We start from the raw sequence: 19,454 nt of genomic DNA, 5'->3' as shown, positions 1-19,454 counted from the left end.
TTCACGGCCTTCTTGGCCGGAGCCTTCACGGCCTTCTTGGCCGGAGCCTTCACGGCCTTCTTGGCCGGAGCCTTCACGGTCGTCTTGGCCGGGGCCTTGGCCGGAGCCTTCGCCGCCTTGGCCGGAGCCTTCGCCGCCTTGGCCGGAGCCTTCGCCGCCTTGGCCGGGGCCTCCGTGGCCGGCCTGCCGGCCCGGGCAGTCACCGCACGGGAGGCCGACGCCGCCGGCGGTGGCACCTTCTTGGCGCCGCTGACGATGTCCTTGAAGCCCTGGCCCGGGCGGAATTTCGGCACCGACGTCTTCTTCAGCTTCACGGCAGCGCCGGTGGCCGGATTGCGCGCGGTGCGGGCGGCCCGGTCGACACGCTCGAAGACACCGAAGCCGCTGATGCCGACCTTCTCGCCCTTCGCGACGGCGCGGGTGATGGCGTCGACGAAGGCCTCGACAGCGTTGCTCGCGGTCTTCCGGTCACCGAGCCTCTCGGTGACCGCCTCGATCAGCTCGGACTTGTTCACGACGGGTCCCCTTCACTGGAACTGCCGAGGCGCTCTGCCCCTTGATCGCGCACGGTAGGCGCCTGAAGCGCCGACCACAACGACCACGGCGACCACACTTCCTTGTGTCGCAGGGACTTTGCCCGTCTTCGCAGGCGCTAGCAGGACCCCTGTGGCTCCTCAGCAGTGGGAGCACGACCTGCGTCCAGATCGGCCAGCAGCAGATCCAGGCGACGCGAGGCCGCAGCGAGATCGCGCTTCGACGCGTCGGTGAGCGCTATGAGTCTTCTTGCGACGCAGGACTTTTCATCCTCCGGCAGCTCGAGGGAGCTGACCCGCCGGTGGGCATCGCGCAGCCGCACCGCCAGGTCGGCGGCGAGGTCGTCGCTCATGCACTGGTCGTCGTGGGCAGGTGTCCCGGCCGCGAGGACTCGAAGGTCGAAATGTCCTGCTCGACACGCAGGGTGAGTCCGATGTCGTCCAGTCCCTCCATCAGCCGCCACCGGGTGAAGTCATCGAGGGGGAAGGCTGCCACCAGGCCGGGGGCCCGCAGCTCGCGGGCACCGAGGTCGACCACGACCTCGACCTCCGGGTCCTGCTCGACCAGGGCCATGAGCTGCTCGACCACGTCGGAGGGGAGCTGGACCGGGACCAGGCCGGTCTTCAGGGCATTACTGCGGAAGATGTCACCGAAGCGGGGGCTGACGACGGTGCGGAAGCCGAAGTCCTGCAGCGCCCATGCGGCGTGCTCCCGGGACGAGCCGGTACCGAAGTTCTCCCCGGCCAGCAGGATGCTCGCGCCGTGGTACCGAGGGGCGTTCAGGACGAAGTCGGGGTCCTCGCGCCACTCGCTGAACAGGCCGGCACCGAAGCCGGTCCGCTCGACCCGCTTGAGCCAGTCGCTGGGGATGATCTGGTCGGTGTCGACGTCGCTGCGGCGCAGCGGGACCGCCCGGCCGGTGTGCGTCGTGAAGGCTTCCATGTCCTAGACCTCCTGCAGGTCGGCGGGAGCGGCCAGGCGGCCGACCACGGCGGTGGCCGCGGCGACCTCGGGTGAGACGAGATGGGTGCGGCCGCCGCGGCCCTGCCGCCCTTCGAAGTTGCGGTTTGACGTGGAGGCGCTGCGCTCGCCCGGCTGCAGGATGTCGGGATTCATGCCCAGGCACATCGAGCACCCGGCGTTGCGCCAGTCGAAGCCGGCAGCGCGGAAGACCTCGTCCAGGCCCTCCTGCTCGGCCTGCAGCTTCACGAGCATCGACCCGGGGACGACCATCGCGCGCACACCGTCGGCGACCTTGCGGCCCCTCAGCACCTCGGCTGCGGCGCGCAGGTCCTCCATCCGGCCGTTCGTGCACGAGCCGAGGAACACCGAGTCCACCCGGACGTCACGCATCGCCGTGCCGGCCTTCAGCCCCATGTAGGTCAGCGCGCGCTCGGCCGCCTCACGTTCGTTGCCGGCCGGCATCGCCTGCGGGTCCGGGACGCGCGCGCCGAGGGAGACGCCCTGTCCGGGGTTGGTGCCCCAGGTGACGAAGGGGGTGACGGCGGAGGCGTCGAGGAACACCTCGCGGTCGAAGCTCGCGTCGTCGTCGGTGCGCAGCTGCTCCCACGTCTGCACGGCGGTGTCCCAGTCGGCCCCCCGTGGGGCATGCGGACGGCCCTGCAGGTAGCCGTAGGTCGTCTCGTCCGGTGCGATCATCCCGGCCCGCGCACCCCACTCGATGCTCATGTTGCAGACCGTCATCCGGCCCTCCATGGACAACGACCGGATGGCCTCCCCGCGGTACTCCACGACGTGGCCCTGGCCGCCGCCGGTCCCGACCTGGGCGATGAGCGCCAGCACGAGGTCTTTGGCCGTGACGCCGGGCTGCAGCTGACCTTCGACGGTGACGGCCATCGTCCGCGGGCGCACCAGGGGCAGGGTCTGTGTCGCGAGGACGTGCTCCACCTCGCTGGTGCCGATACCGAAGGCGAGCGCACCGAAGGCGCCGTGGGTGCTGGTGTGGCTGTCTCCGCAGACGATCGTCATGCCGGGCTGGGTGACCCCCAGCTGCGGGCCGATCACGTGCACGATTCCCTGGCCGGCGTCGCCCATCGGGTGCAGCCGGATGCCGAACTCCGCGCAGTTCGCGCGCAGGGTCTCGACCTGCTTGCGGCTGATCGGGTCGTCGATCTGCAGTCCGGTCGTCGGGACGTTGTGGTCCTCCGTCGCCAGCGTCAGGTCCGGGCGGCGGACGCCGCGGCCGGCCAGCCGCAGGCTGTCGAAGGCCTGCGGACTGGTCACCTCGTGCACGAGGTGGAGGTCGATGTAGAGGAGATCGGGCTCGTCCTGCCTGCGCCGGACGACGTGGGCGTCCCAGACCTTCTCGGCGAGCGTGCGTCCCATGACCGACCTCCTTGGCATCTCACATTGTGAGATGGCAGTATCACGACGTGGAACAGACTAGCGGAGTCGGCGTCCTGGACAAGTCCGTGCTCGTGCTCGGGGCGGTGCAGGCCGGGGCGGGAAGCCTGGCCGCTCTCGTCGAGCACACGGGGCTGTCCCGGGCGACGGTGCACCGGCTGGCGGTCGCGCTCGAGGTGCACCGGCTGCTGGCCCGCGACCGGGAGGGCCGGTGGCGACTGGGGTCACGGCTGGCCGAGTTGGCCGGCGGATCCGCGGGCGACGCGCTGCTCGACCGGGCCGCCGGCGTGCTGGCCCGGCTGCGCGACACCACCGGGGAGAGCGTCCAGCTCTACCGGCGGCAGGGTGACCGGCGGGTCTGCGTCGCGGCGGCCGAACGCGGCAGCGGCCTGCGCGACACCGTTCCGGTCGGTACGTCGCTGCCGATGACCGCCGGGTCGGCCGCCCAGGTGCTGCTGGCGTGGGCGCCCGAGGACCCGCTGGTGCGGTCGGCAGCCTTCACGCCGAGGACGCTGTCGGAGGTGCGCCGGCGCGGCTGGGCGCACTCGGTGGCCGAGCGGGAGTCCGGCGTGGCCTCGGTCTCCGCGCCGGTGCGGACCCGCGACGGCCGGGTGCTGGCCGCCGTCAGTGTGAGCGGGCCGCTGGAGCGCCTCACCCGCTTCCCCGGCCGGCTGCACGCCGAGGCGGTGCTCGGCGCGGCCGCGGAGCTGGCGCGCGCCTGAGCCGTACGTCCCGGTCGGACGAGGAAGGACGACGCTGGAGGGTCAAGGGCTGCGACGTTCAGGTCGAGACCGGTGACGTGACCGCCTCGCACCGCGCCGTCCTGCCGTCCCCGCGCCCCGCTGCCGACGTGCTGGACCTGCACGTCGTGCGGATGGGCGGCGAACGGGCGGTGACCGCGATGGCGGCGGCGCCGGTACGGCACGTGCCTGCGGCGCTGCTGGACGCCCTGCACGGCTCCTGGGGAACTCCGCAGGAGCTGGCTCCGGCCCGTCCCGCGCAGCCGCCGCTGCGGCTCGTCGCGGGGTAGCACATCGGCCGGAGAGCCTGCCGTCCGAGAAGGACGACAGGCTCTCCGGCCATGCTGCACGTAGCCCCGACGAGATTCGAACTCGCGCTACCGCCGTGAGAGGGCGGCGTCCTAGGCCGCTAGACGACGGGGCCCTAGGAAGATGAACTTGTCCGGTCAGCCGAGAAGACCGGTCCTACGCTGGGGTACCTGGACTCGAACCAAGACTAACGGAACCAGAAACCGCCGGGCTGCCAATTACCCCATACCCCACAGGAGCCGCCGGGGGGTCGCCCCTGCGGTCCGCGAGAGAGTCTAGCCGACGTCGCCGGCCGGCTCGCCCGCAGCCGCGACCGCCGCCGCCCGCAGCCGTCGCAGCGCCCGCTCGCGCCCCAGCAGCGCGATCGACTCGTCCAGCGGCGGCGCGATCGCCCGCCCGCAGACGGCGGCGCGCAGCGGCAGGTAGGCCTTGTTGCGCTTCAGGCCCAGCCCGCCCTCGAGCAGCGCGGCGTCCACGGCCGCCTGGACAGCGGTCGCCGTCCACTCCCCCACGCCCTCGAGGGCCTTCGCCGCGGCCGTGAGCACCGGCGCGTTCGCCGGCGTGAGTGCCTTGGCCGCAGCCGCCGGGTCGACGGCGAAGTCCTCCTCCGGCACGAACAGGAAGCCGACCAGCTCCGGCAACTCGCTCAGCACTGCTACCCGGGTCTGCACGGCCGGCACCATCGCCGACACCAGCGCCAGCTCGCCGGCCCCGGCGGGATCGGCGACCAGACCCGCACGCTGCAGGAACGGCAGCACCCGCGAGGCGAAATCGGCCTCGGACAGCTCCCGGACGTAGTGGCCGTTCAGCCAGCCCAGCTTGTCGAGGTCGAACACCGGCCCGACCGTGTTGACCCGCGTCCAGTCGAAGCTCGCGGACATCTCGGCGAAGGAGAAGATCTCTTTCTCCGCCTCGGGCAGCGAGTAGCCGAGCAGCCCGAGGAAGTTCAGCAGCGCCTCCGGCAGGTAACCCTGCTCCTGGAACCAGGTCAGCCGGGCCGCGGGGTTCTTCCGCTTGGAGATCTTGCTCTTGTCGATGTTGCGCAGCAGCGGCATGTGCGCGAACTGCGGCCGCTCCCAGCCCAGCCAGTCGAACAGCAGCAGGTGCTTGGGCGTGGAGGAGATCCACTCCTCGCCGCGGACGACGTGGGTGATCCCCATCAGGTGGTCGTCCACGACCACGGCCAGGTGGTAGGTCGGGAAGCCGTCCCCCTTGAGGATCACCTGGTCGTCCGGTCGCGGCGCCGACACCTGCCCCCGGATCAGGTCGACGAAGGACAGCGGCGGGTCCTCCGGCACCAGCATGCGGACCACCGGAGTCGGCGAGAAACCTGGCAGCGCCGCGCGTTCGGTCTCGACCTTGCCGACGCACAGCCGGTCGTAGCCGGTCGGCACCTTGCGCTTCTGCTGGTCCTCGCGCATCGCCTTCAGCCGCTCGCCGCTGCACCAGCACAGGTAGGCGTGCCCCTCCGCCAGCAGCCGGTCGACGTGCGGCCGGTAGGTGTCGAGTCGCTCGCTCTGCCGGTACGGCGCGTAGGCGCCGCCCCTGTCGGGGCCCTCGTCCCAGTCGAGGCCGAGCCAGCGCAGCGTGTCGTACACCTGCTGCTCGCTGTCGGCCCGGAAACGCGCCCGGTCGGTGTCCTCGACGCGCAGCACGAACTGCCCACCCTGCTGCCGGGCGAAGGCCAGGTTGAACAGGGACATGTACGCCGTCCCGACGTGGGGGTCGCCCGTCGGCGAGGGCGCGACGCGCACGCGCACGCTCACCGCGCCACCACCGGATTGGTGAGGGTGCCGATCCCTTCGACCTCGACGGCGACCTGCTCACCCGGCACCAGGGGCCCGACGCCCGCGGGGGTCCCGGTGAGCACGACGTCACCGGGCAGCAGCGTCATGAAAGAGGTGACGAACGCCAGGATCGCCGGCACGTCGTGCAGCAGGTCGCGGGTGTTGCCGTCCTGACGGAGCACCTCGTCCACCTCGCAGCGCACCCGCAGGTCGCTCGGGTCGAGGTCGGTCTCGATCCACGGCCCGAGCGGGCAGAAGGTGTCGTGGCCCTTGCCGCGGGTCCACTGCCCGTCGCTCTTCTGCTGCTCGCGCGCGGTGACGTCGTTGGCGGCGGTGTAGCCCCACACGTGGGCCAGGGCGTTGCCGGTGGACAGGTCCCGCGCCGGCTTGCCGATGACGACGGCCAGCTCCGCCTCGTGCTCGACCCGGCCGGCGGCGGCCGGCAGCCGGATCGGGTCCCCGGCGCCGATGACCGAGGTGGCCGGCTTGAGGAAGACCGTGGGGATGCCCGGATCGGCCGGCCCGGCGGTGAGGCCGGCCATCTCGCGTACGTGGTCGGCGTAGTTCTTGCCGATACACACGACGTTGATCGGCTGGGTCGGAGCGAGCAGGCGGACGGCGGACAACGCGACGACCTCGCCCGTCGGCGTCGGGTCGAACAGCGGGTGGCCCTGCAGGGGCGCGAGCGACAGGTCCGCACCGGAGCCCTCCACCAGGCCGAAGGCGATGTCGCCGGAGCGGGCGTAACGGGCGATGCGCACCTCAGCCCACCCGGCGCATCCAGCCGTGCGGGTCGGCGGCCCGGCCGTACTGCAGGTCGAGCAGCGCCGCGCGCAGCCGGAGCGTGACCGGGCCGGGCGAGCCGTCGCCCATCGTCCACTCGCCTGTCGGGCCCTTCACGTGCCCGACCGGCGCGATGACCGCTGCCGTACCGCACGCGAAGACCTCGGTCAGCGAACCGTCCGCGACGCCCTTGCGCCAGTCGTCGACCGACAGCCGCCCCTGCTCGACCGGGAGCCCGAGCTCCGGCGCGAGCCGGAGCAACGAATCGCGGACCACGCCGGGCAGCAGCGTGCCGGTCAGCGCCGGAGTGAGCAGCCGGGCCCCGCCGTCCGCCCCGGACAGGACGAAGAACAGGTTCATCCCGCCCATCTCCTCGACCCAGCGCCGCTCCACCGCGTCGAGCCACACGACCTGGTCGCATCCCTGCTCGGCTGCCTGGCGCTGGGCCAGCAGGCTGCCGGCGTAGTTGCCGGCGCACTTGGCCTCGCCGGTGCCGCCGACGGCCGCGCGGACGTACTCGTCGGACAGCCACACCGTCACCGGCTTGACCTCGCCTGGGAAGAAGGGCGTCACCGGGAAGGCGATCAGCAGGAAGAGGTACTCCTGCGCGGGGCGCATGCCGACCTGCCCCTCGGTGGCGATCATGAAGGGCCGCAGATACAGGCTCTGGCCCTCGGCGGTCGGCACCCAGGCGCGGTCGGCCTCGACCAGCGCGTCGACCGACGACAGGAACAGCTCGGCCGGCAGCTCAGGCATGGCCAGGCGGGCGGCGGAGCGGTTGAAGCGCCGGGCGTTCTCCTCCGGCCGGAAGACGGCGACCCCCCCGTCCGGCTGGCGGTAGGCCTTGAGCCCTTCGAAGATGGCCTGGCCGTAGTGCAGCACCATCGCCGACGGGTCGAGCTGCAGCGGCTCGTACGCCGTCAGTCTGGCGTCGTGCCAACCCTTGTCGATGCTCCAGCGGATCGCCACCATGTGGTCGGTGTGGACCCGCCCGAACCCCGGGTCGGCCATCAGCGCCGCACGCTCGGCGTCGCTGCGCGGCGAGCTGCTCGGCACCTTCTCGATGCCGGCTGTGACAGTCATGCGGCTCTCTCCATCCGTCCGTCCCGACGCGGTCGAGGGACCGCCCGCGCCGCCGCCCTGACCGTATCCGAAACGGGCTCAGGCCAGCTGAGCCAGCAGCGCGTCGCGGACCTGCGACGTCGAGCGCGCGGTCGTGCCGCGGGTGAGCAGGTCGGCCGCGACCGCCGCCTCGACCCGCCGGGCGGCGTCGACATGTCCCAGGTGCTCCAGCAGCAGCGCCACCGACAGCACGGCGGCGGTCGGATCTGCCCTGCCCTGTCCGGCGATGTCCGGTGCGCTGCCGTGCACGGGCTCGAACATCGACGGGTTGGTGCGGGTCACGTCGATGTTGCCGCTGGCCGCCAGGCCGATGCCGCCGCCGATGGCGGCACCGATGTCGGTGAGGATGTCGCCGAACAGGTTGTCGGTGACGATGACGTCGAACCGCTCGGGCTGCGTCACGAAGAACATCGACGCCGCGTCGACGTGCGCGTAGTCGGTGCTGACGTCGGGGAAGCCGGCCGACACCTCGTCGAAGATCCGACTCCACAGGCCACCGGCGTGGACCAGGACGTTGGTCTTGTGCACCAGCGTCAGGTGCCGGCGCTCCCGCGCCTGCGCCCGCACGAACGCGTCCCGCACCACCCGCTCCACGCCGTACGCCGTGTTGAGGCTGACCTCGGTGGCCACCTCGTGCGGCGTCCCCTGGCGCAGCCGTCCGCCGTTGCCGACGTAGGGCCCCTCGGTGCCCTCGCGCACGACGACCAGATCGATCGCCCGGTCACCCACCGGGCTCGGCACGCCCGGGAACAGCCGCACCGGCCGCAGGTTCACGTGGTGGTCGAGGGCGAAGCGCAGCGTGAGCAGCAGGCCGCGCTCGAGCACCCCGGGAGGCACGCTCGGGTCGCCGATCGCCCCGAGCAGGATCGCGTCGTGGCCGCGCAGCTCGTCCAGGACGCCGTCCGGCAGCGCCTCGCCGGTCCGGGCGTACGCCCGGGCGCCCAGGTCGTAGTCGGTGCGCTCGACGCCGGGCAGGACGGCGTCGAGGACCTGCAGGCCCACCGCCACCACCTCGGGGCCGATGCCGTCGCCGCCGATGACCGCCAGCCGGGTGCTCATCGGCCGAGCCTAACGAACGTGGGACGGCCGTCCCATTCTATGAGACGCGGTTGACCGCACTCACGATCGCCCGCAGCGACGACGTGACGATGCTGGGGTGGACGCCGCAGCCCCACAGGACCTGCCCGCCGACCGCCACCTCGAGGTAGGAGGCGGCCTGCGCCTCCTCGCCCGCGCCGGTGGCGTGCTCGGCGTAGTCCAGGACGCGCACGTCGAGGTCGAGCGCCGACAGCGCGTGCACGAAGGCCGCGATCGGGCCGTTGCCCTGCCCGGACACCGTTCTCGTCTCGCCCTGCCACTCCACGACCGCGTCGACCCAATCGCTCTCACCGGTGGCGGAGGTGAAGGAGACCAGCCGAAGCGGCGCGTCGTGCTGCAGATAGGTGGAGGTGAACAGCTCCCAGATGCGGGCGCCGGAGATCTCGCCGCCCGCGTCGTCGGCGACCTCCTGCACCACCCTCGAGAACTCGATCTGCATGCGTCGTGGCAGGTCGAGGTGGTGCTCGTTCTTCAGCACGTAGGCGACGCCGCCCTTGCCGGACTGGCTGTTGACCCTGATGACCGCCTCGTAGGACCGACCCACGTCGAGCGGGTCGATCGGGAGGTACGGGACGCCCCAGGCGGCGTCACGCACCGGTACACCGGCCGCGGCGGCGTCCCGCTCGAGCGCCTCGAAGCCCTTCTTGATCGCGTCCTGGTGCGACCCGGAGAAGGCGGTGTAGACGAGGTCACCGGCGTAGGGGTGACGCGGATGCACCGGCAGTTGGTTGCAGTACTCGACGGTGCGGCGGATCTCGTCGATGTCGGAGAAGTCGATCTGCGGGTCGACCCCCTGGCTGAACAGGTTGAGCCCGAGCGTGACGAGGCAGACGTTGCCGGTGCGCTCGCCGTTGCCGAACAGACAGCCCTCGATCCGGTCCGCGCCGGCCAGCAGGCCGAGCTCGGCGGCCGCCACGGCGGTCCCGCGGTCGTTGTGCGGGTGCAGGCTCAGGACGACGCTGCTGCGGCGCCCACCCAACGCGCGGGCGAACCACTCGATCTGGTCGGCGTACGTGCTCGGGACCGACATCTCCACGGTGGCCGGCAGGTTCAGCACGACGGGGCGCTCCGGCGTGGGCTGCCAGACGTCCATGACCGCCTCGCAGACCTCGAGCGCGTAGTCCAGCTCGGTGCCGGTGAAGGACTCCGGGCTGTACTGCCAGCGGACGTCGGTGGTTGCGAGCAGCTCGGCGGCGTATTTCTGGCACCACTGCGCGCCGCGTACGGCGATGTCCTTGATGCCGTCCCTGTCCAGACCGAACACGACCCGGCGCTGCAGCGTGGAGGTCGAGTTGTAGAGGTGGATGAGCGCGCTGCCGCCGAAGCCGACCAGGGACTGCACGGTGCGCTCGATGAGCTCCTCGCGCGCCTGGGTGAGGACCTGGATGGTGACGTCGGCGGGGACCAGGTCCTGCTCGACGAGCGCGCGGATGAAGTCGAAGTCGGTGGCGCTCGCCGCCGGGAAGCCGACCTCGATCTCCTTGTAGCCCATCTCGACGAGCAGCCGGAACATGCGCAGCTTGCGCTCGGCGTCCATCGGGTCGATCAGCGCCTGGTTGCCGTCACGCAGGTCGACGCTGCACCACTGCGGCGCGCGGTCGATCGTGCGCGAGGGCCAGCGCCGGTCGGCGAGGTCGACCGGTGGGAAGGGGGTGTAGCGGCCGTAGGGCATGCCGCTGGGGGTCTGGCAGGTACTGGGCTGACGGGTCATGAGCTGCTCCCTGAGGGCGGGGCGGAAGGCGGCCAGCGCGAAGTCCCGCGGCAGGGGGCCGGCCTAGGAGAGGGCCCCGCCGCGGCAGGTAAGCAGCAGCCTCGTCAGGAACACGGGGACCATCCTACGACGCCCCGGGGTGGGGCAGGCGGCAGGGGAGTGATCCGGCAGCCGCCCGCCAGGCTCAGCTTCGGCGGCACGTCACCCGACGTCGGTGGCTGCCTGCTCATGGACCACGGGCGCGTCGCTCCGCAGACACGTGTGCCGTCCGGGCGGTGTGCACCACAGGTCAACAATCGCAAAAAGTTGACCTGTGGTGCAACACCCGCTGGGCGGCACATGTCGATGTGCGAGTGGCCCCGGCCCCTCGTCGGGATCGTCGGGCCAGCCCTAACCTCGGGCGGCGACGCGCAGGAACTCCTCTACCGCCGCCCGGAAGGCCTCCGGCTCGTCGACCCAGGGGAAGTGGCCGGCCCGCGGCAGCACGACGGTCTGCGCGCGCCGGAAGTCCGCCGCCACGGTGTGCACCGACGCGACGCCGGTCAGCGCGTCGCGCTCACCGCCGACGACGAGCACCGGCAGGTCCAGGCTCGCGAGCGCCGCCCGGATCCCGGCGACGTCGACCTGCTCGATGCCGGCACCGAAGCCGAGTTCGGCCCGCTTGCTGCTCTGGGTGTCGGCGGTGGCGGCGTGCGCCTGGGTCCGCTCGTCCCAGCGGCCGTAGAAGAACGGCCGGGTGGCCCGCACCAGCGCCTGCTGCTGGGCCGGCGCGGCGTACGCCAGCGCCTCCTGGGCCTCGGCAGCCTCGGCGTACCACGGCTCGCCGGAACGGGCGGCGCGGATGCCCGCCACGTCCTCGCGCGTGCCGCCCTGCAGCCGGTCGCTCGGTGTGACGAGCACCAGCGAGCGCAGCCGGTCCGGGTGCGTCGCGGCGTACGCCTGCGCCACCAGGCAGCCCGCAGAGTGGCCGAGCAGGTCGATCCGCTCGCACTGTGGATCCTGGACGGCCAGGTGCTCGCGCAGGGCTTCGACGTCCTCGGCCAGCCGGTCGAAGCGCAGCGACGCGGGGTCGGCCGGCACCTCACTGCGCCTGGTGGCGCGCGGGTCGAGCAGTACCAGCGTGCGCACGTCGTCGAGCCCGGCCAGGTCCTCCAGATAGGCGCTGGCGCGACCCGGGCCGCCGGGCAGGCAGACCAGCCGCGGCCCGCTGCCGAGCTCGGTGCAGGCCAGCCGGGTCCCGTCGTACGAGGAGAACAGGCTCACGGCAGCCAGACCGTGCGCGCCGACCCGGCGTCGATGGCCGTGCAGATGCCCTGCAGGACATCCGCCGGCACCGCCTCGTCGACCGTCACCGCCATCAGAGCGTGGCCACCCTGCTTGTCCCGGCCGACCTGGGCGCCGGCGATGTTGATGCCGGCTGCGCCGAGCTGCACGCCGACCTGACCGACGACGCCGGGGCGGTCCTCGTACCGGAAGAACACCAGATGACCGGTCGCCGGCAGCTCCACGTCCACGCCCTCGATCTCCACCAGCTTCTCGACCTGGCGGGTGCCGACGAGCGTCCCGGACACCGAGATCGGGTCACCTGCGGGCAGCACGCCGCGGAGGGTGATGACGTTGCGGTACTCCGGGCTCTCCCGGTCCGTCGTCAAGGACACCTCCACACCACGCTCGGCCGCCAGCGCGGGGGCGTTGACGAAGGTGACCTGCTCCTCCACGACGTCCTCGAAGACGCCCTTGAGCGCGGCCAGCTGGAGCACCGAGACGTCCAGCTCGGCGATCTCGCCGCGCACCAGCACCTCCAGGCTCGCGGCCACCCCTCCCGCCAGCGCGGTGAAGACACGGCCGAGCTTCTCGACCAGCGGCAGCGCCGGCCGCAGCTCCTCGGCGACCGCCCCGGCAGCCTGCACGTTCACGGCGTCGGGCACGAAGTCGCCCTCCAGCGCCAGGCGCACGGAACGAGCGACCGCGATACCGGCCTTGTCCTGCGCCTCGACGGTCGAGGCGCCCAGGTGCGGGGCGACGACCACGGAGTCGAAGGCGAACAGCGGTGAGTCGGTGCACGGCTCGCTGGCGAAGACGTCCAGCCCCGCGCCGGCCACCGTGCCGGCCTCCAGGGCCTGGGCGAGCGCCGTCTCGTCGAGCAGCCCACCCCGTGCGGCGTTGACGATCCGCACCGTGGGCTTGCAGAGCGCGAGCTCCTTCTCCCCGATCAGCCCCACGGTCTCCGGCGTCTTCGGCAGATGGACGGAGATGAAGTCGCTCTCCCGCAGCAGCTCGTCCAGGCCGACCAGCCGCACCCCGATCTGCGCTGCACGAGCCGCCGAGACGTACGGGTCGTAGGCGATCAGCTGCGTGCCGAAGGCGGACATGCGCTGGGCGAACAGCACGCCGATGCGGCCGAGACCGACCACCCCGACGACCTTGTCCGCGACCTCGACACCGGTCCAGCGGCTGCGCTCCCAGCGGCCGGACTTGAGCGCTGCGTTGGCCGGCGCGGTGTTGCGGGCGCAGGCCAGCAGCAGCGCGACCGCCTGCTCGGCGGCACTGACGATGTTGCTCTGCGGCGCGTTGACGACCATCACCCCGCGGGCGGTGGCCGCGGGCACGTCGACGTTGTCCAGCCCGATGCCGGCGCGGGCGACCACCTTCAGTCCGGGCGCCGCGGCGAGCGCCTCCGCGTCCACCCGGGTCGCGCTGCGGACGATCAGGGCGTCCGCCTCGGCCAACGCCGGCAGCAGCGCCGCGCGGTCGGCGCCGTCGACGGAGCGGACCTCCACGCCGGCGCCGAGGACGGCGACCACGGACGGCGCCAGTTCCTCGGCGAGCAGGACGACGGGGCGAGCAGGGGTCACGACGGTCACGGTCGGTCCTCGGGCTGTGGCGGGCGGGGCCTCGGGTGGGGCTGCCGGATCGGCGGGCACCTGCTCCCGCGCGGGCAGGTTCGCGGCCGAGCGTACCGGCGGGCCCCTCGGCCCGACCCACCCGATTTTCCGAAGGTCCGCCCGCAGCACCTCCTGACCTGGGAAGCTGTGCGCCCTCCCCCTCTCGCAGTCCCTCCAGGAGCCTTCGTGCGCGCCCACCCCCTCCGCCGTCCCGTCGCCGCCGCCCTGCTCGCCGCGGCCGTGACGGCGGCCAGCCTGGCCGCCGCAGTCCCGGCCAGCGCCGGCCCCGGCGCCGGCTCTGACAGCCTGCGCAACGCTCCGGTCAGCCTTCGAGCCGCACTGGCGGCCGGCGACACGAGCTACGGCGAGCTCCCGCGCGGAATCGTCCGCCGGGGCGAGCTGCGGCCGGGTGCCGACCTGCGCACCGGCACGGCGGCCCCGAGCTCCGGCCCCACGACCACCGGCCCGGCAGCGAGCGGCTCGCTGGCGGCCGCACCGGTCTCCGACATCGTCGTGACCTACCGGAGCGACGGCGCGATCTGGACGGAGCCGGCCAAGGCGGCGTTCGAGCAGGCCGTGCAGGTGTGGGAGCGGATCATCGAGTCGCCGGTGCCGATCCAGGTGGAGGCCACAGCCACCACCTTCGGTGACCCGGCGATCCTCGGCGGCGCCGGGCCCTATGACTTCCTGCGCAACGACAAGGGAACCGCGGCCTTCAGCGACGACGTGTTCGAGCCGGTGGCGCTGAGCAACGCCCGCCGTGGCGTCGACGGCCTGCCGGGCGAACCGGACATCGAAGCGGCCTTCAACCCGCAGGCCCCCGGGCTCTACTTCGGCCTCGACGGCAACCCGCCCGCCGACCAGTACGACTTCGCGACCGTGGTGCTGCACGAGATCGGCCACGGGCTCGGTCTGGTGGGGACCGCGAACGTCGACGCCTCCGGCACCGCCACCGTCGGCGACCGCTCGGTCAACGGCTCCTCCGGCGTGCGCTCCGGGGTCTCCTTCGACGCGTTCACCTACGCCACGACGCAGGCGCAGGCCGGCAACGGCGGCACGCGCATCCTGTCGCTGCCGGACGGCTCGGCCGAGCTGCGCAACGCGCTCACCGGCGACCGGCTGTACTGGGCCGGTCAGCTCGGGCGGACGGCCGCGGGCGGCGGCAAGGTCCGCCTGTACGCGCCCGAGTCGTTCCTGTGGGGCACGTCCTACGGCCACCTCGACGAGGCCAGCTATCCCGGCGAGGACGCCGACGGGCTGATGACGCCGTTCATCGATCCGGGCGAGTCGCTGGCCGACCCGGGGCAGATCGCGATGGGGATGTTCGCCGACATGGGCTATGCCGTGCCGGCGCTGCGCGGAGTGCGGTACTCCGCGATCGACCCGGTGCGCGTGCTGGACACCCGCGAAGGCGTCGGTGCGCCGAAAGCCGCCGTCCAGCCCGGTGGCGTGGTGGACCTGCAGGTCGCCGGTCACCACGGCGTGCCGGTTGGGGCGACCGCCGTCGTCCTGAACGTGACCGGGGTGGCGCCCTCCAGCGGCACCGACATCCGCGTCTACCCCACCCCGGTGGTGCTCTCGGCGGTGCCCGAGGTGTCCAACCTCAACCTGGCGCGCGGCATCACCCGGGCCAACCTGGTCACGGTGCCGGTCGGCAACAACGGCCGCGTCCGGCTGCGCAACCAGGCGGGCGCCGTCCAGCTGCTCGCCGACCTGGCCGGCTACTACGCGCCGGCCGCCGCGGCGACCTTCACTCCCGCCGACCCGGTCCGGATCCTCGACACCCGCGCGCAGCTGGGCACCACCCGCACGACCCCGGTCGGGCCCGGCGAGGTGGTCGACCTGTCGGTGTCGGGCGGACCCAGTCCCGTCCCGGCGGGCGCGTCCGCCGTCGCCTTGACGGTCACGGCGGTGCACGCGACCACCTCGACGGACGTCCGCGTCTATCCGACCCCGCTCGTCGAGACCGCACCACCGGTCGTCAGCAACATCAACGTCCGACCGGGCGCCGCCGTTGCCAACGTCGTTCTCGTCAAGGTGGGTCAGGACGGCAAGGTCCGGCTGCGCAACCAGACCGGAGCTGTGCACCTGCTGGCCGACGTCGCCGGGTGGTACGACGACAGCACCGCCGGCTCGGTGTTCCGGCCGGTGAACCCCTCGCGCATCCTGGACACCCGCACCCGCCTGGGCACCAGCGCCACCGCTCCCACGACCGTGGGGCCGGGGTCGTCCCTCGCGCTGCGGGTCGGCGGCGTCGCACAGGTGCCGAGTCTGGCTGATGCGGCGGTGCTCAACGTGACCGGCGTCGGCGCCACCGCGAGCACGGACGTGCGCGTCTACCCGGCCACGGCGAGCAGTGTGCCGGAGGTGTCCAACCTCAACCTGGCGGCCGGGCAGACCGCGGCCGACCTGGTCGTGGTCAAGCTGGGCAACCGCTCGGTCCGGCTGCGCAACGCCGCCGGGTCGGTCGCCCTGCTCGCCGACGTCGCCGGCTGGTTCGGCCCGGCGAGCTAGTCCCTGGCACGCACGACGGCCCGGCTCCCTCGCGGGGACCGGGCCGTCTGCGTTCTTGGACTACTCGCCGGCGTCGTCGATCCAGGCCATCATCGGGCGCAGCGTGGCGCCGACGGTCTCGATCGGGTGGTCGGCGCCGGTCTTGCGGAACGCCGCGAGCTCGGTGCCACCGTTCTCGTCGTCGTCGATGAGCCGCTTGGTGAAGGTGCCGTCCTGGATCTCGGCCAGCACCTTCTTCATCTCCTGCTTGACGGCCGGCGTGATGATGCGCGGCCCGGTGACGTAGTCGCCGAACTCGGCCGTGTCGGAGATGGACCAGCGCATCTTGCCGATGCCGCCCTCGTACATCAGGTCGACGATGAGCTTGAGCTCGTGCAGGCACTCGAAGTAGGCGACCTCGGGCTGGTAGCCGGCCTCGATCAGCACCTCGAAGCCGGTCTGGACGAGCGCCGAGGCGCCGCCGCAGAGGACGGCCTGCTCACCGAACAGGTCGGTCTCGGTCTCCTCGGTGAAGGTGGTGCGCAACACGCCTGCCTTGGTGCCGCCGATGCCCTTGGCGTACGACAGGGCCAGCTGCAGCGCAGTGCCGGTCGCGTCCTGCTCGACGGCGACCAGGCACGGCACGCCGCGGCCGTCCACGAACTGGCGGCGGACCAGGTGGCCCGGGCCCTTGGGCGCGACCATCGCGACGTCGACACCCGCCGGGGGGGTGATCAGGCCGAAGCGGATGTTCAGGCCGTGACCGAAGAACAGGGCGTCGCCGTCCTTCAGGTTCGGCGCGACGTCGGCCTCGTACAGCTTGCGCTGCACGGTGTCCGGCGCCAGGATCATGATCACGTCGGCCTCCGCGGCGGCCTGGGCCGGCGTGACCACGCGCAGCCCCTCCTGCTCCGCCTTCGCCCGGCTCCTGCTGCCCTCGGGCAGGCCGACCCGCACGTCCACGCCGGAGTCACGCAGGGACAGCGCGTGCGCGTGGCCCTGGCTGCCGTAGCCGAGGACGGCCACCTTCCTGCTCGTGATGAGGCCGAGGTCGGCGTCGTCGTCGTAGTAGATCTCGGCCATGGGGCGGGGTGCTCCTTTGTCGGGTGGTGGGGGTGAGGACGCGCGTCGAGCCGTGCGTCAGGAGGCGTTGCGGAGGCGGGCCTCGGCACCGGTCATCGACCGGGAACCGCGGCCGACGGCGACCATGCCGGACTGCACCAGCTCGCGGATGCCGAACGGTTCGAGCACCCGGATCAGGGCGGCGAGCTTCTCGGTGGTGCCGGTCGCCTCGACGGTGACGGCGTCGGCGGCGACGTCGACCACCTTGGCCCGGAAGAGCTGGACCGTCTCGAGCACGTGGCTGCGGCTGGTCAGGTCGGCCCTGACCTTCACCAGGAGCAGCTCGCGCTGGACGCTCGCTCCCGGGTCGAGTTCGACGATCTTCAGCACGTTGACGAGTTTGTTGAGCTGCTTGGTGACCTGCTCCAGCGGCAGGTCCTCCACGGCGACGACGATCGTCATCCGGCTCACGGTCGGGTGCTCGGTCGGCCCGACGGCCAGCGACTCGATGTTGAAGCCACGGCGGCTGAACAGGGCCGCGACGCGAGCGAGGACCCCCGGCTTGTTCTCGACGAGAACAGACAGGGTGTGGCGGGTGAGGGCCATCAGTGCTCCTGGGCGGGGTGGGGACGGGGACGTCCGGCCGTCCTACACATCGGTGGCGTCCCAGACCGGGCGGGTGTCGCGAGCAGCGAGGATCTCGTCGTTGCTGGTGCCGGCCGGGACCATCGGCCACACCATGGCGTCCTCCCCCACGACGAAGTCGACGACGACCGGCGCGTCGTCGACCGCCATCGCCTTCTCGATCGTGGCATCGATGTCGGCCTTGCTGTCGCAGCGCAGGCCGATGCAGCCCATCGCCTCGGCGAGTTTGACGAAGTCGGGGATGCGCTTGCTCTGCAGCACGGTGTTGGAGTAGCGGCTGCCGTAGAACAGCGTCTGCCACTGGCGCACCATGCCGAGGTTGCCGTTGTTGATGATGGCGACCTTGATCGGGATCCCCTCGATCGCGCAGGTGACGAGCTCCTGGTTGGTCATCTGGAAGCAGCCGTCGCCGTCGATCGCCCACACGGTCGCCTCCGGACGGCCGACCTTGGCGCCCATCGCGGCCGGGACGGCGTAGCCCATGGTCCCGGCGCCGCCGGAGTTCAGCCAGGTGTAGGGGTTCTCGTACGAGATGAACTGGCTGGCCCACATCTGGTGCTGGCCGACACCACTCACATAGATCGCCTCCGGCCCGGCGAGCTGGCCGATGCGGGTGATGACGTGCTGGGGCGCGAGCGAGCCGTCGGTGGGTTCGGCGTAGCCGAGGGGGTAGCGCTCGCGCCAGCCGTCGAGCTCGGTCCACCAGCCGGTGAGGTCGGCGCGGGTGCCGGCGTCGTACAGCTCGCCGACGGCCACCACGAGGTCGGCAATGGTCTCCCGGCAGTCGCCCACGATCGGCACGTCCGCGGCGCGGTTCTTGCCGATCTCGGCTGGGTCGATGTCGGCGTGGATGACGGCGGCGCCCGGCGCGAAGGAGTCCAGCTTGCCGGTGACGCGGTCGTCGAAGCGGGCGCCCAGACAGATGAGCAGGTCGCTCTTCTGCAGCGCGGTGACCGCGGCGACGGTGCCGTGCATGCCGGGCATGCCGACGTGCTGCGGGTGACTGTCGGGGAAGGCGCCGCGGGCCATCAGGGTCGTCACCACCGGGATGCCGGTCAGCTCGGCCAGCACCCGCAGCTCGGCGGCCGCGCGCGCCTTGAGGACACCGCCGCCGACGTAGAGGACCGGACGCTTCGCCCCGGCGATGAGCCTGGCCGCCTCGCGGATCTGCTTGGCATGCGGGCGGGTGGTGGGGTGGTAGCCGGGCAGGTCGAGCTGCGGCGGCCAGTTGAACTCGCCGTGTGCCTGCAGGATGTCCTTGGGCAGGTCGACGAGCACCGGACCCGGCCGGCCGGTGCTGGCCAGGTGGAAGGCCTCCGCGATGGTGCGCGGGATGTCGTCGACGGACTGCACCAGGAAGTTGTGCTTGGTGATCGGCATCGTGATGCCGACGATGTCGGCTTCCTGGAACGCATCGGTGCCGATGGCCGCGCTCGGGACCTGCCCGGTGATGGCCACCATCGGGACGCTGTCCATGTAGGCATCGGCGATCGGCGTCACGAGGTTGGTCGCGCCGGGGCCGCTGGTCGCCATGCAGACGCCGACCTTGCCGGTCGCCTGCGCGTAGCCCTCGGCCGCGTGGCCGGCGCCCTGCTCGTGCCGGACCAGGATGTGGCGCACGGTCCGGCTGTCGAACAGCGGGTCGTAGGCCGGCAGGATCGCGCCCCCCGGAATGCCGAAGACGACCTCGGCACCGACGCCCTCGAGCGAGCGGACGAGCAGCTGGGCTCCGGTGAGGCTCTCGGTCATCTCAGGCGACTTCCTTCTGGCGGGCGGAGCGGGTTCGGGCAAAAAAGAACCCCTCGTGCCCAGGGCACGGAGGGGTGAGCGCGGCTGCCGGGGCGGCAGGCGCGCTAGGGAACTACGAGGACGCTGAGCACCCCACCAGACTGCTAGGGGCAGCCGCCGCTGTCAAGCCGAG

The 19,454-nt window shown here is 72.3% G+C and carries 17 protein-coding genes and 2 tRNA genes; 3 read left to right on the top strand and 16 right to left on the bottom strand.

Annotated elements, in window-relative coordinates; all coding sequences use genetic code 11:
• The 4 genes from WD794_04950 to leuC all read right to left on the bottom strand — a co-directional run.
• On the bottom strand, positions 1–515 hold a 515-nt coding region (locus WD794_04950; protein MEX2289658.1), incomplete at its 3' end, for an HU family DNA-binding protein.
• 137 nt (positions 516–652) lie between these two features.
• Entirely contained in the window at positions 653–886 is a 234-nt protein-coding gene (locus tag WD794_04945; protein ID MEX2289657.1) for a hypothetical protein, read from the bottom strand.
• Positions 883–1,476, bottom strand: a complete 594-nt coding sequence (gene leuD / locus WD794_04940; GenBank protein ID MEX2289656.1) for a 3-isopropylmalate dehydratase small subunit — start codon at positions 1,474–1,476, stop codon at positions 883–885. The genes WD794_04945 and leuD overlap by 4 nt, the downstream gene beginning before the upstream one ends.
• A 3-nt stretch (positions 1,477–1,479) precedes the next feature.
• A complete protein-coding gene (gene leuC / locus WD794_04935) occupies positions 1,480–2,880 on the bottom strand; it encodes a 3-isopropylmalate dehydratase large subunit (GenBank protein ID MEX2289655.1) in 1,401 nt (466 codons plus the stop codon).
• Positions 2,881–2,927: 47 nt separating this feature from the next.
• Here leuC and WD794_04930 point away from each other — a divergent pair, with 47 nt between their 5' ends.
• Together WD794_04930 and WD794_04925 are read left to right on the top strand one after the other, a co-directional pair.
• Positions 2,928–3,620 carry an IclR family transcriptional regulator gene (locus tag WD794_04930; GenBank protein MEX2289654.1) on the top strand — a complete coding sequence of 231 codons (693 nt, stop codon included), beginning with the start codon at positions 2,928–2,930 and terminating at the stop codon, positions 3,618–3,620.
• Positions 3,621–3,697: 77 nt separating this feature from the next.
• Positions 3,698–3,928, top strand: a complete 231-nt coding sequence (locus tag WD794_04925) for a hypothetical protein (protein ID MEX2289653.1) — start codon at positions 3,698–3,700, stop codon at positions 3,926–3,928.
• Between the two features lie 61 nt (positions 3,929–3,989).
• Here the strand turns inward: WD794_04925 and WD794_04920 are convergent.
• From WD794_04920 to serA, 9 genes are all read right to left on the bottom strand, one after another.
• Positions 3,990–4,062, bottom strand: a tRNA-Glu gene (locus WD794_04920).
• 46 nt (positions 4,063–4,108) lie between these two features.
• Positions 4,109–4,180, bottom strand: a tRNA-Gln gene (locus WD794_04915).
• 42 nt (positions 4,181–4,222) lie between these two features.
• Entirely contained in the window at positions 4,223–5,713 is a 1,491-nt protein-coding gene (gltX, locus tag WD794_04910; GenBank protein ID MEX2289652.1) for a glutamate--tRNA ligase, read from the bottom strand.
• Positions 5,710–6,495, bottom strand: coding sequence for a fumarylacetoacetate hydrolase family protein (locus WD794_04905; protein MEX2289651.1), 786 nt, complete (start codon positions 6,493–6,495; stop codon positions 5,710–5,712). The genes gltX and WD794_04905 overlap by 4 nt, the downstream gene beginning before the upstream one ends.
• A gap of 1 nt (position 6,496) precedes the next feature.
• Positions 6,497–7,600: a branched-chain amino acid aminotransferase gene (locus WD794_04900; protein MEX2289650.1), complete on the bottom strand. Its 1,104-nt coding sequence runs from the start codon at positions 7,598–7,600 to the stop codon at positions 6,497–6,499.
• A 78-nt stretch (positions 7,601–7,678) separates the two neighbouring features.
• On the bottom strand, positions 7,679–8,698 hold the full coding sequence (locus WD794_04895; protein MEX2289649.1) for a 3-isopropylmalate dehydrogenase: 1,020 nt from the start codon (positions 8,696–8,698) through the stop codon (positions 7,679–7,681).
• 37 nt (positions 8,699–8,735) lie between these two features.
• The gene (leuA, locus tag WD794_04890; protein MEX2289648.1) at positions 8,736–10,409 is read right to left on the bottom strand and encodes a 2-isopropylmalate synthase; all 1,674 of its coding nucleotides are present in this window, start codon (positions 10,407–10,409) and stop codon (positions 8,736–8,738) included.
• A 429-nt stretch (positions 10,410–10,838) separates the two neighbouring features.
• Positions 10,839–11,711, bottom strand: coding sequence for an alpha/beta hydrolase (locus WD794_04885; protein MEX2289647.1), 873 nt, complete (start codon positions 11,709–11,711; stop codon positions 10,839–10,841).
• Complete coding sequence (serA, locus tag WD794_04880; GenBank protein ID MEX2289646.1) at positions 11,708–13,303, bottom strand: phosphoglycerate dehydrogenase; 1,596 nt, start codon at positions 13,301–13,303, stop codon at positions 11,708–11,710. The genes WD794_04885 and serA overlap by 4 nt, the downstream gene beginning before the upstream one ends.
• A 216-nt stretch (positions 13,304–13,519) precedes the next feature.
• Here serA and WD794_04875 point away from each other — a divergent pair, with 216 nt between their 5' ends.
• Positions 13,520–15,847, top strand: a complete 2,328-nt coding sequence (locus tag WD794_04875) for a hypothetical protein (GenBank protein MEX2289645.1) — start codon at positions 13,520–13,522, stop codon at positions 15,845–15,847.
• A gap of 60 nt (positions 15,848–15,907) precedes the next feature.
• Here WD794_04875 and ilvC read toward each other — a convergent pair whose 3' ends face one another.
• Genes ilvC through WD794_04860 form a run of 3 tightly spaced genes read right to left on the bottom strand, consistent with a single transcriptional unit; the run spans position 15,908 to position 19,282 of the window.
• On the bottom strand, positions 15,908–16,909 hold the full coding sequence (ilvC, locus tag WD794_04870) for a ketol-acid reductoisomerase (GenBank protein ID MEX2289644.1): 1,002 nt from the start codon (positions 16,907–16,909) through the stop codon (positions 15,908–15,910).
• Between the two features lie 57 nt (positions 16,910–16,966).
• Positions 16,967–17,494 (bottom strand): acetolactate synthase small subunit, encoded by a 528-nt coding sequence (gene ilvN, locus WD794_04865; protein ID MEX2289643.1) that lies wholly within the window; start codon positions 17,492–17,494, stop codon positions 16,967–16,969.
• Between the two features lie 42 nt (positions 17,495–17,536).
• Positions 17,537–19,282, bottom strand: coding sequence for an acetolactate synthase large subunit (locus WD794_04860; protein ID MEX2289642.1), 1,746 nt, complete (start codon positions 19,280–19,282; stop codon positions 17,537–17,539).
• Positions 19,283–19,454: the final 172 nt, after the last annotated feature.

The organism is Mycobacteriales bacterium, assembly GCA_040902655.1.
In the GTDB taxonomy this organism is placed as follows: domain Bacteria; phylum Actinomycetota; class Actinomycetes; order Mycobacteriales; family SCTD01; genus SCTD01.
Note: the sequence above shows the minus strand (reverse complement) of the source record. Positions and strands in the feature narration are given on the sequence as shown.

Excerpts from the sequence above, each read along its gene's own strand:
- WD794_04945 (MEX2289657.1), bottom strand. The coding sequence starts at position 886 with ATGAGCGACGACCTCGCCGCCGACCTGGCGGTGCGGCTGCGCGATGCC.
- leuD (MEX2289656.1), bottom strand. The coding sequence starts at position 1,476 with ATGGAAGCCTTCACGACGCACACCGGCCGGGCGGTCCCGCTGCGCCGC.
- leuC (MEX2289655.1), bottom strand. The coding sequence starts at position 2,880 with ATGGGACGCACGCTCGCCGAGAAGGTCTGGGACGCCCACGTCGTCCGG.
- WD794_04900 (MEX2289650.1), bottom strand. The coding sequence starts at position 7,600 with ATGACTGTCACAGCCGGCATCGAGAAGGTGCCGAGCAGCTCGCCGCGC.
- WD794_04895 (MEX2289649.1), bottom strand. The coding sequence starts at position 8,698 with ATGAGCACCCGGCTGGCGGTCATCGGCGGCGACGGCATCGGCCCCGAG.
- leuA (MEX2289648.1), bottom strand. The coding sequence starts at position 10,409 with ATGCCCTACGGCCGCTACACCCCCTTCCCACCGGTCGACCTCGCCGAC.
- ilvC (MEX2289644.1), bottom strand. The coding sequence starts at position 16,909 with ATGGCCGAGATCTACTACGACGACGACGCCGACCTCGGCCTCATCACG.
- ilvN (MEX2289643.1), bottom strand. The coding sequence starts at position 17,494 with ATGGCCCTCACCCGCCACACCCTGTCTGTTCTCGTCGAGAACAAGCCG.
- WD794_04860 (MEX2289642.1), bottom strand. The coding sequence starts at position 19,282 with ATGACCGAGAGCCTCACCGGAGCCCAGCTGCTCGTCCGCTCGCTCGAG.